The organism is Bacillus sp. ME78, from assembly GCF_903970865.1.
Taxonomy (GTDB): domain Bacteria; phylum Bacillota; class Bacilli; order Bacillales; family Bacillaceae_G; genus Bacillus_A; species Bacillus_A cereus.
The window spans coordinates 15,639-32,509 of record NZ_CAJCKK010000014.1 but is presented as its reverse complement, the minus strand read 5'-3'; the positions used below and the strand labels follow the sequence as shown (position 1 = coordinate 32,509).

Below are 16,871 nucleotides of genomic sequence, written 5' to 3'. Positions count from 1 at the left end.
GAAGTGAGGGGTAGTGAATGTTATATCTACATGATGTATGGGTAAATTGGTTTGAAGGTGAAGAGAATGGGTATAACGTTTGTCATTTTTACGAATGGCGGAAAGATGATACGATTGAGCTATTAGATCAAGTGCCATTATTAAAAGTAGATGCCACATTATATCATTACATCGAGAACGAATTGTTAGAGCTTCCGCAAAAAATGCTGGAAGACGTACATCATAAGGCTTATATTCGTAAAAATCATGAACGTTTGCAGCAAGAGTATTGCTTTGTTGTTACAGATGGAAAAGGAATTATTGCGATTGACACAATTGGTTACAATGTACCAATTCGCAAAAGCAGACTTATACCACGCCAAGAGCAGATGGTATATGAGATGGTAGAAAACGTACAAGCAGAAAAGTATGAGTTCCAAGTAGAAGAAACAGAAAAAGAACACCACATTTTATCACCATCGCCTTTCATTATGAATGGCTTGACTCGTAAAGAAAGACAGCTGAAACAATTATTATTTATGGCGTTAGATCAATTACATACAACGAAAAATACAGCGGAGATTCGCTATTGGTACACAGAGTGGGATCCATCAGCATATGGAACGGTTCAACATATGGAGTTCGAGGATATTTGGGCTAGACTGTATGATGAAGCGAAAGCTGGCTGGTCTGAGAAACATGAACAATTATGCGAGCGTCTCGTAAAAGGACAGCCATTTTTTGAAAAGTTATGGGAAATGGAAAATGAGCAAAAGGTAAATTAAAAAACCGCCAATTGGCGGTTTTTTAATTTTGTAGTAATCTAGCTCCGGCAGCAAGCCCTCTGCTTTATATGAAATCCAGCTCCGGCTCCTAGCCCTTCGCTTTATATGTTACCTACGTTTTCTACTTAACCCCATTGCATTTTCTACTTTGCGTAGTTGTTTGAATGCAACGCGGTTTGCTTTTTCTGCACCTTTGTCTAGAATTTCGTCTAGTTCTGGTGAGTTGATTAGTTCGTTATATTTGTCTTGGATTGGACGAATTGCTTCTACGACTACTTGCGCTAGGTCGCCTTTGAAGTCGCCGTATCCTTTTCCTTCGTACATTGCTTCAATTTCTTCAACTGTTTTTCCAGAGAATGAAGAGTAGATTGTTAATAAGTTAGAGATACCAGGTTTGTTTTCTTTATCAAATTTCACAATACCTTCAGAGTCAGTAACAGCACTCTTAATTTTCTTTTCAATTGTTTTTGGCTCATCAAGCATACTAATCATTGATTTTGGATTCGGATCAGATTTGCTCATTTTTTTCGTAGGTTCTGTTAATGACATAACGCGAGCTCCTACTTTTGGAATACGAATTTCAGGCATTGTAAAGATTTCACGGTAACGTTTGTTGAAACGCTCTGCTAGGTCACGTGTTAATTCGATATGTTGCTTTTGATCATCACCAACCGGCACGATTTCAGTATTGTAAAGTAAAATATCAGCAGCCATTAATGGTGGATACGTAAGTAATCCAGCTGGAACTGAATCTCTACCAGAAGCTTTATCTTTATATTGCGTCATACGCTCTAATTCTCCAACGTAAGCAACAGATTGCATGATCCAACCTAGTTGAGCGTGTGCTGGTACTTCTGATTGTACAAATAAAGTAGCTTTTTCAGGGTCAATGCCACATGCCACATAAAGTGCAGCAAGACTGCGGATGTTTTTACGAAGTTGTACGGGATCTTGAGGTACTGTAATCGCATGTTGGTTTACAATACAGAAATAACAGTCGTGTTCATTTTGAAGCTCTGTAAACTGCTTCATTGCTCCTAAATAGTTTCCAAGTGTAATCGTTCCACTTGGCTGAATACCAGAAAAGATAACTGACATAAGTAATTCCTCCTAAAATTGAATGCGTGATGGGGGAAGAGAAGGCAAACAAAAAAGCCCATTCATCCCAAAAACTATAGGGACGAATGGACCGCGGTACCACCCTAATTATTTCACTACTGTGAAATCTCTCTAATCCATAATAACGTTTGGATATAACGCCAAAGCCTACTACTTTCGGTTCGGTTTGGTGCTCAAAAGCCCATTCCATACTGTACAATTACTTGTTCACACCGACCACAAGCTCTCTGAAATTGCCTCAATATGTACTCTTCTTTATCATCGCATACATATAAATTTATTTATTGTTACTTGAGCTCTTTTAATATGAAAGAACTAAAGTTTTATAACAAAATGTTTTGCTGATTATTATATCATATGGGATAGTGTTTGCAAACTACATCAAAATAGTAAAGCTAATAAGGGTCGAGAACAACCCAAGAACGATACCTGTAATACAAATTGGATATGTCCATTTGAATGAATATGTTTTATAAATACGTTCTTTCTTATCTGTAGGTTCCTCGACTTCTTCAATTAAAGAGTCAATCTTTTTATTCGTACCAAATACTCTTTGGAATGCGTAAATGGTTACATTGAAAAAACCATTTTGAAATATGTATAAAAAACCGCCGATAAGAATAAAAAACAGTGCAATATAAAACAAGATGTTGACAAAATTCAACAAAAATTGCGATGAAATGAGGAATGCGCCAATACTAGAAGCGATTATCGCTATGAAAATTAGTATACAAGTATGAAAAAAAACTTTATTCAAAATGTTCCCCCCCGTCAAAATATTACTAGAATTATTATACTATAAAAGCTATAATATGTACTAGAATTAATTTTTTGAAAATTATACGCAATTAAAGGTCTGATTTCAAGATGATGGTATCAATGTTAACGTATCCCTTTACAAAAAAATAAAAATATAAACATTTTATTAAAAATTTTAACAAAAAAACAAAAAACTATATTCACAATTGTTATATTATATGTATAATGAAAATTGTAGAAACTTGGAGATTATTCTTTCAATTCTACTTTTTAACAAGTGAGGGTACAGGAAGTGCAAGTAGGGGAGGCAACACAACATGAAGAAAAAGATACCGTTATTAGTTGCATCGACGTTGACAGTCAGTATGCTAGGGGCTTGTAGTTACCAAAAAGAGGACAATAAAGCAGGCGCAAAAGAAAAATCCTCAAACAAACAAGTGTTAAATTTAACCGAAACAGCTGAAATTCCAACTATGGATACGACGTTATCAACAGATGCAACATCTTCTAACATCATGAATAATACAATGGAGGGATTATATCGTCTGGGGAAAGATGATAAACTTGTTCCAGGTGTCGCAAAATCTTATGAGAAATCAGAGGATGGCAAAAAGTATGTATTTAAATTACGTGAAGATGCGAAATGGTCTAATGGTGAACCTGTAACAGCGAAAGACTTCGTTTATTCTTGGAGAAGAGCTGTAGATTCAAATACGGGTGCCAAGTTTGCTTACATACTATTTGATGTTAAAAATGCGGAGAAAGTTAACAAAAAAGAATTACCAATTGAAGAACTTGGTGTAAAGGCAATTGATGATCATACACTTGAAGTGGAATTAGATAACCCTGTTCCTTATTTTGTAAGTTTAACAGTCTATCCAACATTGTATCCTTTGAATGAGAAGTTTGTAACAGAACAAGGAGCAAAATTTGGATTAGAATCCAATACGACACTTTATAATGGTCCATTCGTATTAAATGAATGGAAGCATGAACAAAGCTTCCAACTTAAGAAAAATCCAACGTATTGGGAAAATAAAGAAGTAAAACTTGAAGAAATAAACTTCAATATTGTTAAGGATCGTTCAACTGCTATAAATTTATATGAAACGAAAGCAATTGATCGTGTAGTGTTAACATCAGAGTTTGTAGATAAATACAAATCAGATGCTGATTTCAAAACGATTAAGAGGCCATCTACACAATTTATTCGCTTAAATGAAAAGAATAAATTTTTAGCAAATAAAAATATCCGAAAAGCAATTGCAATGTCCTTTGAACGTGAAAATATCGGAAAAGTTATCTTAAACGATGGTTCAGAGGGGATATATGGTTTTGTTCCGAAAGGCTTAGCAAAAGGTCCGAATGGAAAAGACTTCCGTGAAGAGAACGGAAAGCTTATAAAAGAGGATATTAAAGAAGCTCAAAAATATTGGGAAGCTGGTAAAAAAGAACTTGGTGTAGAGAAAGTAGAGTTAGAGCTATTAAACTTTGATACTGATGATGCTAAAAAAATCGGAGAGTATTTAAAAGGCCAATTTGAAAAGAACTTACCAGGTCTAACAGTTCCGACAAAAATGCAGCCATTTGCACAAAAATTAAAACTTGAAGCAAGTGGAGATTATGCGATGTCGTATGCAGGATGGAGTCCAGATTATATGGATCCAATGTCATTCCTTGAAATGTATACAACAGGTAATGCGCAAAACAAAGTAAATTACGCAAATTCAGCGTATGATGATTTAATTAAAAAAGCAAAAACAGAAGTTGATGTACAAGCTCGCTGGGATGCACTATTAAAAGCGGAAAAACAACTGCTTGAAGATGCTGCGATTGCTCCAGTATATCAACCTGGAAAAGCATATTTACAACGTGGCTCAATTACTGGCCTATTAGAACATAAATATGGCGGAGAATTTAGCTATAAGTGGGTTGAACTCAAAAATTAAAAATGGTTTCCATCATGAATAAGGGTATATGCCTATGATGGGCATATGCTCTTATTTTAAAAAAATAAAAGTAAGAATATTTTAAACTATCTTATTGCTTTTGAGAAAAACGGGGAGGTGCTTGACTATGGGACGTTATGTATTAAAACGTTTCGTGTACATGGCTTTGACATTATTTTTAATTACTACGCTGACTTTCTTTTTGATGAAATTACTTCCGGGTTCTCCGCTTAAAAATCAGGAGAAGCTATCACCGGCACAAAAAGAAATCATTCTTGAAAAATATGGTTTAAATGATCCAGTACCAGTTCAATATGCACGTTACTTAGGTAACTTAGCAAAAGGTGATTTAGGGGTATCATTCCAATATGATAACCGTCCAGTAACAGATATGATTGTGGATCGCATTGGACCATCAGCACAGCTTGGTTTACAAGCGATTATATTAGGAACATTTATCGGTTTAATTTTAGGAATCGTTGCGGCACTTCGTAACAATACATGGGTCGATTATGGAGCGACAATTATTTCCGTACTCGGGATGTCGGTACCATCATTCGTATTCGCCGCTTTACTACAATATTTCGTAGGGGTAAAACTTGGTTGGTTCCCAGTAGCGTTCTGGAAAGGACCAGAGTTTACAGTAATGCCTACAATTGCTTTATCGATGGCAGTTATTGCAACAATCGCACGTTTCGCTCGTGCCGAGTTAATTGAAGTTATGCAAGCCGATTACATTTTAACAGCAAAAGCGAAAGGGATTAGCCAAGGCGTTATCATTATCAAACACGCACTTCGTAACGCGTTAATTCCAGTAGTAACAATTTTAGGACCAATGGTTGCAGGTTTAATCACAGGTACATTAGTTATTGAGCAAATTTATGCTGTACCAGGACTAGGGGAACAGTTCGTTAAATCTATTACAGTGAATGACTATACAGTTATTATGGGAACTACAATTTTCTATAGTGCAATCTTCATTTTAGTTATTTTCATTGTCGATATTTTATACGGAATTATTGATCCTCGAATTCGTTTAGCGGGAGGGAAAAAGTGATGAAAGATGTACAAAAATTATCTCCAGATTTATTTCAACAAGCCAATCAAAATAATGTGGATAATGAAGTCATTGCCCGTCCAAGCTTAACGTTTTGGCAAGATGTAAGAAGACGTTTGTTCCAACATAAAGGCGCGATGTTTGGTTTCGTATTATTAAGCCTTATTATATTACTAGCAATTTTTGGACCGATGGTAAGTAAACACTCGTATAAAGAGCAAGATTTAGGTCGTGCGAAAATGCCACCGAAAATTCCTGTTATTGAAAATGTTCATTGGTTACCATTTGATGGTACAGATCAATATGGTGTTGACCAATATGAAAAACGTGATATTAAAGAGTATTTCTGGTTTGGTACAGATGATCTTGGTCGTGATTTATGGACAAGAACATGGGAAGGTACACGAGTATCATTATATATCGCTCTTTTAGCAGCAGCAATTGACTTAGTAATTGGGGTTGCATACGGAGGTATTTCAGCGTTTTATGGCGGCAGAGTAGATAATATTATGCAACGTATTATGGAGATTATTAACGGTATTCCATACTTAATCATCGTTATCTTAATGGTAATCATTATGGGATCTGGTATATGGTCAATTACACTCGCAATGGCAATTACAGGTTGGATAGGGATGTCGCGTATCGTTCGTGGACAAATCCTGAAATTAAAAAACCAAGAATATGTGTTAGCATCTCGTACATTAGGTGCAACAAATACACAATTAATTGTAAAACACTTAATCCCGAACGTAATGGGACCAATTATCGTAATGACAATGTTTACAATTCCAACGGCGGTGTTTGGTGAGGCGTTCTTAAGCTTCATCGGTTTAGGTATTCAGCCACCATTCGCGTCACTGGGTTCTCTTGTAAATGACGGTTATAAATCTATTCAAACGTATCCGCATATGATGTTCATCCCTGCGGTTGTCATCAGTATATTAATTTTAGCGTTTAACTTAATGGCAGACGGATTACGCGATGCGTTAGATCCAAAAATGCGTAAGTAAAAGAGGGGAGAGGCAAAGATGAAAACATTGTTAGAGGTAAAAGATTTACAAGTCTCCTTTGATACACATGCAGGTGAAGTACAAGCTGTACGCGGCGTTACTTTTGATTTGAAAAAAGGAGAGACATTGGCGATTGTAGGAGAATCTGGTTCAGGGAAATCAGTTACTTCTAAAGCGTTAATGGGATTAATTCCGAATCCTCCTGGACGCATTAAAAATGGTGAGATCGTATTTGAAGGTCGTGACTTAACGAAATTAACAGAAAAAGAAATGCAGCAAGTACGTGGTAAAGATATCGCGATGATTTTCCAGGATCCAATGACATCATTAAACCCAACGATGACAATTGGAAATCAAATTATGGAAGGCCTTATTAAACACCAAGGGATGAGTAAAGCAGACGCACGTAAAGTTGCGTTAGAATTAATCGACCTTGTAGGTATTCCAAATCCAGAAGCTCGTTTAAAACAATATCCTCACCAATTCTCAGGTGGTATGAGACAGCGTGTAGTTATTGCAATGGCGTTAGCTTGTAACCCGAAATTATTAATTGCCGATGAGCCGACAACAGCGCTAGACGTTACGATTCAGGCACAAATTTTAGAACTTATGAAAGACATTCAGCAAAAAACAGAAGCGGCAATTATTTTCATTACACATGACTTAGGTGTAGTAGCAAACGTTGCTGACCGAGTGGCAGTTATGTACGCTGGTAAAGTTGTTGAAATTGGAACTGTAGATGAAATTTTCTATAATCCGAAACATCCATATACTTGGGGCTTAATCGCATCTATGCCAAGTTTAGATGGCTCAGAGGAAGAGTTATATGCAATTCCTGGAACGCCTCCGGATTTATTAAAGCCGCCAAAGGGTGATGCTTTTGCACCACGTAATCCACAGGCACTAAAAATTGATTTTGAAATGGACCCACCTTTATTTAAAGTAAGTGATACACACTATGCGGCAACTTGGTTACTTCACGAGCAAGCTCCAGAAGTAAAACCGCCGGCAGTCGTTGAAAAACGTATTCTTCAAATGAAAGCAGGTGAACAACATGACTAAACAACGTGAGAAATTAATTGAAGTAAAAAATGTAAAGCAGCACTTCGACGTGAGTGGTGGTGTTGTCAAAGCGGTTAATGATATTTCATTTGATATTTACCGCGGAGAAACATTTGGTCTTGTAGGAGAATCAGGTTGTGGTAAATCAACTACTGGAAGAACGATTATTCGTTTATATGATGCAACTGCTGGTGAAGTATTGTTCGATGGTGAAAACGTACATGGTAAGAAATCACGCGCAGAATTGAAGAAATTCAACCGTAAAATGCAAATGATTTTCCAAGATCCATACGCATCATTAAATCCTCGTATGACAGTAGGGGATATTATCGCAGAAGGTATTGATATTCACGGATTAGCGAAAAGTAAAAAAGAGCGCATGGACCGTGTTCATGAACTATTAAACACAGTTGGTTTAAATAAAGAGCACGCAAACCGTTTCCCGCACGAATTCTCAGGTGGACAACGTCAGCGTATCGGTATCGCTCGAGCGCTTGCTGTAGAACCAGAATTTATCATTGCGGATGAGCCGATCTCAGCACTTGACGTATCGATTCAGGCGCAAGTTGTAAACTTACTGAAAAAGCTACAAAAAGAAAAAGGTCTAACATACTTATTCATTGCCCATGATTTATCAATGGTAAAATACATTAGTGACCGCATCGGTGTAATGTACCGTGGTCAAATCGTTGAGCTAACAACAAGTGAAGAGTTATATGCGAATCCAGTTCATCCATATACGAAATCACTATTATCAGCAATTCCGCTACCAGATCCAGATTATGAGCGCAATCGTAAACGTATCGTATACGATCCATCGCAGCATGATTACGGTAGCGAAGTGCCAACAATGCGTGAAATTCGCCCAGGACATTTCGTACTATGTTCTGAAGCAGAGTATAAGAAATATAAAGAGATTTATCAATAATAAAAAAAGCCATTCTTCCATTAAGGAAGGATGGCTTTTTTCTATACTATATAAATGAGTTGTCGGTAAGTCGATATAAATTGCATTTATTAATAACTACATCATGATCAAACAAGTACTACTGTGCCTGAACAGAACCAATCTCGTCTTGCTCTTCTGGTTTCACAAGTGCGTAACGTTCCCACGCCCTGCTTTTCCAGCGGAAGAACATAATAATGGCACGCGTCCATTCGTCGATGGCGATCGCTAGCCAAATACCAACGAGCCCCATATCTAAATGAAAGGCGAAAAAGTAACCTAGTGGTAAACTCATTAACACCATAGAGAATGCACCGATTAAAACAGGATATTTTGCATCACCAGCTGCACGAAGCGAATTAATGATGACGATATTCATCGTACGTCCCGTTTCAAGTAGTACACTTAGTAAAAGAACACTTGCGCCTAACCCGATAATGTGCGGATTATCTGTAAACAGTCCCATTAATTGTGTACGGAATGTAATAACGAGAGCGACCATACATAGAGTTACACCAATCGCCCATTTTACACTTTTCCATAAGCGTTCGTATGCTTCATCCTTTTCGCCACCACCAACAAGGCGGCCAATAATAATGGCTGTTCCCATACCAATCGCAATTGCAAATAAATAAGTGAACATGGAAATGTTAGTAGCGTATTGTCTAGCAGCTAATGATTCCGTTCCTAAGTACGTTGCGTAATAAAGGAAGACGATTTGACAAGCTTGATACATCACTTGTTCAAATGCAGATGGAATACCGATTTTTAAAATTTTCCCAATGTATTCTTTGGATAAAGTGAAGTAATATTGTAATTTCACGCGATATTCCATAACGCGGTATAGTAACCAGAAGAAAACAATAAGTGCGATCAATCGACTGATAGCGGAAGAAATTGCAGCCCCTTGTACACCGAGCTCAGGGAAACCAAATTTCCCGAAAATGAGTACGTAGTTTCCAGCGATATGAATAATATTCATTCCGAGTGAAATAAACATCGCTTGCTTTGTAAAACCGTGTACACGGATAATTGCGGCTAATGAGTTAATGATAGCTTGCAGGAAGATAGCTCCTCCGACGATAGATAAGTAGTTTTGCGCATACGTTAGTACATCGCCTTGTAAGTTCATTGCGAGCATCATATGTTTCGAAAATAAAAGAAAACCAGCGCTTATAACGAGCCCAACTATTAAATTTAATGTGACGGCTAATGCTGATATTTTAGATGCTTCCATAAAGCGTCTGGAACCGAGGTATTGAGATACAACGATAGCAGCGCCGTTCCCGATGACTTCTAATACCAAAATCGCAATATGGAGATATTGATTCGCTGCACCAACCCCAGATACAGCATCGTCTGATAATGCACTTAACATGAAAGTATCAGCGATCCCCATCAACATAAAAAGAAAAACTTCTAGAAAAATAGGCCATGTTAATAAGAATAAACTTAATTTCTCTGTCGGCCCATTTTTTTCCTGAATTGCTGTCATGTCCGTCCCCTCTTTACCGATATCTATTTTTAGCAAAATGTATCGTAACATACTTTCTTATCCTTTGCACTCATTTTAGCCTACATATTTTTAATATGAAGGGACTGCTATTTTATGTTAAAAAGGTTGGGATAATTATACATAAAGTATTATAAAATATAAAATTTATTTTTCTCTGATAATTTAGAAAAATATAAAAATAATTATTTTTGGTACTTTAGTAAAGATAATCAGCAATATAAAACGTTTACAAAGATATATTTTTTTACAGAAAATTTTAATGAAATAGAAATATAAATATACAAAAAATATATTTGTGTGTATAATATGAATTATTAGAACATATATATATTTCTTTCTGTTTGAAAATGAAAGGGCTAACATTTTTTTGGAGGGTGGAAGTATGAAAAAAAAGATACCAGTTTTTGTAGCATCAACAGTAGCGATGAGCATGATGTTAGGGGCATGTAGCTATCAAAAAGATGAACCGCAAGCAAACGCAAAAGGGGATAGCGGGAAAAGCGGTGCGAAGCAAGTTATTAATCTAACAGAAGTGTCTGAAATTCCGACAATGGATACAACACTTGCCTCGGATGCTGCTTCTTCAAAAGTTATGAATAATACAATGGAAGGGCTGTATCGACTTGGAAAAGGCGATAAGTTAGTTCCAGGTGTGGCAAAATCTCATACAAAATCAGAAGATGGTAAAAAATATACGTTTAAATTGCGGGAAGACGCTAAATGGTCGAATGGTGACCCTGTAACAGCAAAAGATTTTGTCTATGCATGGCAAAGAGCTGTTAATCCTGATACGGCAGCAAAATCAGGATATATTATGTTAGATGTAAAAAATGCAGAAAAAATTAATAAAAGAGAGCTATCACCGGATCAATTAGGTGTTAAAGCAATAGATGATTATACATTAGAAGTTGAATTGGATAATCCAGTTCCATACTTTCTCGATTTAACTGTGTATCCACTATTTTTCCCATTAAATGAGAAATATATGAAAGAACAGGGAGAAAAATTTGGTTTGGAAGCAAATACAACTCTGTATAACGGTCCATTTGTATTAAATGAATGGAAACATGAACAAAGTTTCAAATTAAAGAAAAATCCAAATTATTGGGATCAAAAAGAAGTGAAGTTAGAAGAAGTTAACTTTAATGTTGTAAAAGATACAGGAGCAGCTGTTAATTTGTATAATACGAATGCGATTGACAGAGTTGGTTTATCAGCGGAGTTAGTTGATAAATATAAAGGACAAAAAGACTTTAAAACAATTAATGATCCAACTGTATTCTTCTTGCGTTTTAACCAAAAAAATCCATCATTAGCTAACAAAAATATTCGTAAGGCTATTTCTAGTGCATACGATCGAGATGGTATTGGAGAGGTTATTTTAAACAACGGTTCTAAGGGAGCTTATGGTTTAGTACCATCTGATTTTGTTAAGGGACCAGATAAGCAAGATTTCAGAAAAGAAAATGGAAAGCTTTCGAAAGTCGATGTGAAGGAAGCTAAAAAATTCTGGGAAGCAGGCAAGAAAGAATTAGGTAAGGATAAAATAGAACTAGAATTTTTAAACTTTGATAATGAAGAATCTAAGAAAATTGGTGAGTATGTAAAGGGAGAATTAGAAAAGAACTTACCAGGTCTAACAGTAACAATTAAGATGCAACCATTTGCGCAAAAATTAAAACTTGAAGATAGTGGACAGTTTGATATTTCATTTACTGGATGGGGACCTGATTTTCCTGATGCAATCACATTCCTTGATATGTTTATAACAGATGGTTCACAAAATAAAATGGCTTATTCTAATGCTCAGTATGATGACATTATTAAAAAGGCAAAGCAAGAAGGCTCAGATGTAAAAGGACGTTGGAATGAACTGTTAAAAGCAGAGAAAATTTTATTTGAGGATGCAGCAATTGCGCCAGTATTCCAACGCGGCAGATCTATATTAGAAAGAGAAACGATTAAAGATGTGTATATCCACAAATATGGCGGTGAATTAAGCTTTAAGTGGGCATCCGTAGGAAAATAAAAAAAGCAGGCTAACCACCTGCTTTTTTTTAATACGTGCGTTTTTTATAAATGCCTTTTCCACCAACTTGGTTCCAGCCGGATTGTACATCCAAACTCTTGTTAACAAACTTCATTTTTTCTTTTCCACCAAAGAGCTTTTCACCGATGCTATTTGTAATGACACCAATCAATGCTGTTATTCCGATGATGAGGGCAGCAACCGTAATAAAATCAATAAAAAAAGCAATCATTTGCAAACTCCCCCTTTGCCTGTCTGTATGTTTATTGTATGAGATAAAAAATAAAAAAGAAAGAAATGTCAGAAAAATATTTAATTTACTTTAGAAATCGTGTAGACAGGAGGGAGAATGTTTGTTAAAATAAGAACAAACGTTCCTTTTTATTCTCATTTGTATAGTCTTACATTTCTTAATTGATTTATCAAGAAAAAGTAAGAAAACGTTCTCTTTTTCATAGGGAAGATTATAGATAAATAACTATATATTATATGAAAAATTTAGAGGAAGTGAGTATTAAAGGGGTTGAAAGTTATTGTTCAAGTACAGCTAAATTGAGCGTAATCATGTTACATAGCAGTGGAATACACGGAAGAGTTTTCTCAACTAGCAGGAAATTTGCTGTATATTTCTTGCAAAATCTATTGTATAATGATTATAGAAGTTACTTATTAAAAGTAATTGTTGTTTATTATAAGTTGTTGCTTACATGAAATGCGATTTTTGTACTTTTCAATAAGACAAGTTATCGCGAAAAATTGCTGAAGTTAGAAATTAAAACTGTATTTAGTACAGAATTTGTACTCTTTAAGGAGAGTGAGCTTTGTATGGTAACATTATATAGTTCTCCAAGCTGTACGTCTTGTAGAAAGGCGAAATTATGGCTAGAGGAAAATCATATTCCCTATACAGAACGTAATATTTTCTCAGATCCATTAACGATTGAGGAAATTAAAGAGATTTTACGTATGACAGAAAGCGGAACGGATGAGATTATTTCTACTCGTTCGAAAGTTTTCCAAGAATTGAATGTAAACTTAGAATCTTTACCACTTCAAGATTTATATAAGATGATTCGTGACTATCCGGGGATTTTACGTCGTCCAATTATGATTGACGAGAAACGCCTTCAAGTTGGTTACAACGAAGACGAAATTCGCCGTTTCTTACCACGTACAGTAAGAACGTTCCAATTACGTGAAGCACAACGTCTTGTAAATTAATTATAATAATATGAAAACCTTCTACCTATTATATAGTAGAAGGTTTTTTTTAATGTTTCACATTGCGTAATCGAACTTGTTTTACGATAAAGCCGATGCATAAAATAGTGAAAATGAACAAATAAGGAATGCTTGCAGTGAAACTTGGGTTGTTATGAAAAAAGGTTGCAAGTCTGTCTTCATGTGTAACCATTTTCCCTGCAGTATAGGCAAGAATTGCTGCACCGCAATAAATGAGGAATGGAAATCGTTCCATAAGTATTAAAATAAGTTTACTGCCCCAAATAATAATAGGGATAGAAATGAGTAAGCCGATTATGACGAGTAAAAATCTCCCGTGAGCTGCACCTGCAATGGCAATAACATTATCAAACCCCATAACGAGATCCGCGAAAACAATTGTTCGCACAGCTTGAAATAAAGTTGTTTTTCCTTGAATGGCAGAAAGGTCGTTGCTATCATCAGTTAATAAATTGACTGCAATTAATGTAAGTAAAACCCCGCCAATCAATTGTAGAAATGGAATGTCGAGTAAATAGACAGCTAGTATAGTAAGGACAATTCTTAGTACGATTGCTAAAAGAGTACCGATCAAAATAGCTTTATTTCGTTTCGATTCAGGTAAATTTCGGCTAGCTAGTGCGATGACGATTGCATTGTCACCACCTAATACGACATCGATACCGACAATCATTAGTACGGATGTTAAAAACTCTAAGTCCATTCGTCTGCCTCCATTTATGATGTTTTAATAAGCGAACTGTATGTATGTGATGCAGAAAGTTGTTGTTAAATAATCTCTTTCAATAGAAGTTTCACCTTATTACAGTGTACGGGGGAATGTGGAAATGTATGTCCAAATTTTTTGTAAGTAAGAAATCGCTATAATAATATATTTATGTAGTTGATCGAGTAAAGATAGGCATATAACTATTTTTGTAAAATAAATCGATTTTATTTCCATTCTGGAGAATCTTATCATAAAATGAGAGTACAAGAATCTATTGATTTGTCATATGAGTGGGGAATCCCTTCATAACAATTCTAAGCAGGAAGGGAGAGTTGTATTTTGGATATTGAAAGAATTAATGATCATACGATGAAATTTTTTATTACGTACATTGATATAGAGGATAGAGGATTTAATCGTGAAGAAATTTGGTACGATCGCGAACGAAGTGAAGAGCTCTTTTGGGAGATGATGGACGAAGCTCGTGATCATGACGATTTCTTTATTGATGGGCCGTTATGGATCCAAGTGCAAGCAGTCGATAAAGGGATTGAAGTACTTGTCACGAAAGCAGAGCTTTCAAAGGATGGGCAAAAGCTGGAACTACCGATAGGGGTAGACAAAATTATAGATATTCCTCTAGATGAAGGCATTGAATCATTATTCCAACAAGAGTTAGTCGAAGAGGTAGAAGAACAAACAGGAACAAACTTTAATGAAGATGGTACGTTTGGCTTTTTAATTAAATTTAATGATTTTGAAGATGTCATTTCATTAAGTCATCGTCTTATCTTTGAAGATATAAAAGATGAGCTGTATTCATTTGAGGACCGCTATTATGTATATGTGGAATTCGATGAAGTGCTACATGATGAAGAAGAAATCGATCGTATTTTAAGTATTGTTTTAGAATATGGGGAAGAATCAACTTTAACAATTCATCGTGTAAGTGAGTATGGAAAACAAATTGTGAAAGAGCATGCGCTTGAAACGATTCGCAATAATTTTCCTGCTAAAACGTAGGCCGATTTCTGTAGTATGAAATCGGCTTTTTATATGAAGAATAGGAAAGCTTTCTTAGTTAGGAGGTAAGAGATGAAAAATACGTTAAAGCTGATTTTCTTTATCTTGCTATTGTTCGCATTATTTGTTTCGTTACGTATGTTTATTGATGTAGCATTTTATTCAGATGTGATTGGGATAAAAGATGTTTCGATTTTAGGTATTATTAGTATTTTATTTACAGTATCTGCGTTTTTAATTGGTTGCGTTATTTTCTTAGAAAATCGCCACCCATCTAAAACACTTACATGGTTAATTGTGTTAGGGATTTTTCCTGTATTTGGCTTCTTTGCTTATTTATTATTTGGACAAAATTTTCGGAGAAAAAGAATGTTTCAAAAGAAGGCGTTACTTGATGAACAGGCGTTTTTACAATATAAAGGGCATGAAGATTACGAAGAACGAATTTTACGCAATCATAAGCATCAAGAACTGTTATTTCGTTTAGCGGATCGATTAGGTGCTTTAAATATTTCATTTCAAACTGAAACGAGGACATTAACAAATGGAGATGAAACGTTTCAGGCCATTTTAAATGGGTTAAAACGAGCGAAACATCACATTCATATGGAATATTACATTGTGCGTGATGATAAATTAGGAACAGAAATTAAAGATATTTTAATACAAAAATCAAAAGAGGGCGTTGTTGTTCGCTTTTTATATGATGCGGTTGGAAGTTTTAAGTTATCGAAATCGTATATTGAAGAATTAAACGATGCAGGTGTAGAAATGATTCCGTTCTTTCCTGTGCGCTTTCCGATTTTAAACGATAAGATTAATTATCGAAATCATAGGAAAATTGTTGTGATTGATGGGAACGAAGGGTTTGTAGGCGGATTAAATATTGGTGATGAGTATTTAGGAAAAAGTAAATATTTTGGCTTTTGGCGAGACACTCATTTGTATTTACGTGGTGAAGCGGTTCAAAGTTTACAGCTTATTTTCCTTCAAGATTGGTTCTATATGACTGGAGAGGCTGTGCTAGCTCCTGAATATTTACAAGCAAAAGCAGTTGAGGGTGATCATTGGGGAGGAGTGCAGCTAGTTGCAGGCGGCCCCGATAATAAGTGGGAAACGATTAAGCATTTATATTTCGCAATGATCGCTTCTGCTCGGAAATCTATTTGGATTGCAACGCCGTATTTTATTCCGGATGATGATATTTTATCCGCATTAAAGGTTGCTGCACTTGCTGGTATTGATGTCCGTTTGTTGATGCCGAGTAAACCTGATAAGCGCACTGTCTTTTACGCATCGAGATCGTACTTCCCAGAGCTTTTAGACGCAGGAGTAAAGATATATGAATACGAAAAAGGTTTTCTTCATAGTAAAATTGTCATCGTTGATTCTGATTTAGCTTCAATTGGGACAGCTAATATGGATATGAGAAGTTTTCATTTGAATTTTGAAGTAAATGCCTTTTTATATGATACAGATAGCATTAAAAGACTTGTTCAAGACTTTAAAGACGATTTAGAAGAATCCAGTGAAATTCACGTTGATCGTTTTCATAAAAGGCGTCTGCATAGACGAATTGTTGAATCAACGTACCGGTTATTATCGCCATTATTATAAAAAGAGATGTCCGAAATTGGGACATCTCTTTTTTAAAAGGAATTTGTAATAAATTGTAGAATATAA

The 16,871-nt window shown here is 35.6% G+C and carries 15 protein-coding genes and 1 other annotated feature; of the genes, 10 read left to right on the top strand and 5 right to left on the bottom strand.

The genetic code is table 11. The annotated features are described in order from the left end of the window. The first annotated feature begins 17 nt into the window (after window positions 1-17). A complete protein-coding gene (locus H6481_RS16385; protein ID WP_000966129.1) occupies window positions 18-764 on the top strand; it encodes a YjbA family protein in 747 nt (248 codons plus the stop codon). Between the two features lie 108 nt (window positions 765-872). Here the strand turns inward: H6481_RS16385 and trpS are convergent, their stop codons facing one another. Then, on the bottom strand, window positions 873-1,862 hold the full coding sequence (trpS, locus tag H6481_RS16380) for a tryptophan--tRNA ligase (RefSeq protein ID WP_063546790.1): 990 nt from the start codon (window positions 1,860-1,862) through the stop codon (window positions 873-875). Window positions 1,863-1,937: 75 nt separating this feature from the next. Beyond that, window positions 1,938-2,154 (bottom strand) — a binding site (T-box leader). 105 nt (window positions 2,155-2,259) lie between these two features. Further along, on the bottom strand, window positions 2,260-2,640 hold the full coding sequence (locus H6481_RS16375; protein WP_001044985.1) for a DUF3899 domain-containing protein: 381 nt from the start codon (window positions 2,638-2,640) through the stop codon (window positions 2,260-2,262). Between the two features lie 319 nt (window positions 2,641-2,959). Here H6481_RS16375 and H6481_RS16370 point away from each other — a divergent pair, with 319 nt between their 5' ends. The 5 genes from H6481_RS16370 (at window position 2,960) to H6481_RS16350 (ending at window position 8,651) form a co-directional block, all read left to right on the top strand. Further along, window positions 2,960-4,591: a peptide ABC transporter substrate-binding protein gene (locus H6481_RS16370; RefSeq protein ID WP_053565022.1), complete on the top strand. Its 1,632-nt coding sequence runs from the start codon at window positions 2,960-2,962 to the stop codon at window positions 4,589-4,591. A gap of 127 nt (window positions 4,592-4,718) precedes the next feature. Beyond that, the gene (gene opp3b / locus H6481_RS16365) at window positions 4,719-5,648 is read left to right on the top strand and encodes an oligopeptide ABC transporter permease (protein ID WP_000534165.1); all 930 of its coding nucleotides are present in this window, start codon (window positions 4,719-4,721) and stop codon (window positions 5,646-5,648) included. Then, a complete protein-coding gene (opp3C, locus tag H6481_RS16360) occupies window positions 5,645-6,661 on the top strand; it encodes an oligopeptide ABC transporter permease (protein ID WP_000974098.1) in 1,017 nt (338 codons plus the stop codon). Before opp3b ends, opp3C begins: the two co-directional genes overlap by 4 nt. An 18-nt stretch (window positions 6,662-6,679) precedes the next feature. Beyond that, on the top strand, window positions 6,680-7,723 hold the full coding sequence (locus H6481_RS16355; RefSeq protein WP_000854346.1) for an ABC transporter ATP-binding protein: 1,044 nt from the start codon (window positions 6,680-6,682) through the stop codon (window positions 7,721-7,723). Then, on the top strand, window positions 7,716-8,651 hold the full coding sequence (locus H6481_RS16350; protein WP_016082471.1) for an ATP-binding cassette domain-containing protein: 936 nt from the start codon (window positions 7,716-7,718) through the stop codon (window positions 8,649-8,651). The genes H6481_RS16355 and H6481_RS16350 overlap by 8 nt, the downstream gene beginning before the upstream one ends. Before the next feature lie 118 nt (window positions 8,652-8,769). On the opposite strand, the gene H6481_RS16345 is transcribed toward H6481_RS16350, so the two are convergent. Beyond that, window positions 8,770-10,215 (bottom strand): MATE family efflux transporter, encoded by a 1,446-nt coding sequence (locus tag H6481_RS16345; RefSeq protein WP_003291568.1) that lies wholly within the window; start codon window positions 10,213-10,215, stop codon window positions 8,770-8,772. 352 nt (window positions 10,216-10,567) lie between these two features. Between H6481_RS16345 and H6481_RS16340 the strand changes: the two genes are divergently transcribed. Continuing rightward, window positions 10,568-12,214, top strand: coding sequence for a peptide ABC transporter substrate-binding protein (locus H6481_RS16340; protein ID WP_071731611.1), 1,647 nt, complete (start codon window positions 10,568-10,570; stop codon window positions 12,212-12,214). A 28-nt stretch (window positions 12,215-12,242) separates the two neighbouring features. Here H6481_RS16340 and H6481_RS16335 read toward each other — a convergent pair whose 3' ends face one another. Further along, window positions 12,243-12,446: a hypothetical protein gene (locus H6481_RS16335; protein ID WP_000559971.1), complete on the bottom strand. Its 204-nt coding sequence runs from the start codon at window positions 12,444-12,446 to the stop codon at window positions 12,243-12,245. Window positions 12,447-13,039: 593 nt separating this feature from the next. Here H6481_RS16335 and spx point away from each other — a divergent pair. Further along, window positions 13,040-13,435 (top strand): transcriptional regulator Spx, encoded by a 396-nt coding sequence (gene spx, locus H6481_RS16330; protein ID WP_000258267.1) that lies wholly within the window; start codon window positions 13,040-13,042, stop codon window positions 13,433-13,435. Between the two features lie 49 nt (window positions 13,436-13,484). Here spx and H6481_RS16325 read toward each other — a convergent pair whose 3' ends face one another. Further along, window positions 13,485-14,159 (bottom strand): TerC family protein, encoded by a 675-nt coding sequence (locus H6481_RS16325; protein ID WP_000362612.1) that lies wholly within the window; start codon window positions 14,157-14,159, stop codon window positions 13,485-13,487. Window positions 14,160-14,504: 345 nt separating this feature from the next. Here H6481_RS16325 and mecA point away from each other — a divergent pair, with 345 nt between their 5' ends. Together mecA and H6481_RS16315 are read left to right on the top strand one after the other, a co-directional pair. Then, window positions 14,505-15,188, top strand: coding sequence for an adaptor protein MecA (gene mecA / locus H6481_RS16320; protein ID WP_000350715.1), 684 nt, complete (start codon window positions 14,505-14,507; stop codon window positions 15,186-15,188). A gap of 72 nt (window positions 15,189-15,260) precedes the next feature. Beyond that, window positions 15,261-16,805, top strand: coding sequence for a cardiolipin synthase (locus tag H6481_RS16315; RefSeq protein WP_000799191.1), 1,545 nt, complete (start codon window positions 15,261-15,263; stop codon window positions 16,803-16,805). Window positions 16,806-16,871 lie beyond the last annotated feature (66 nt).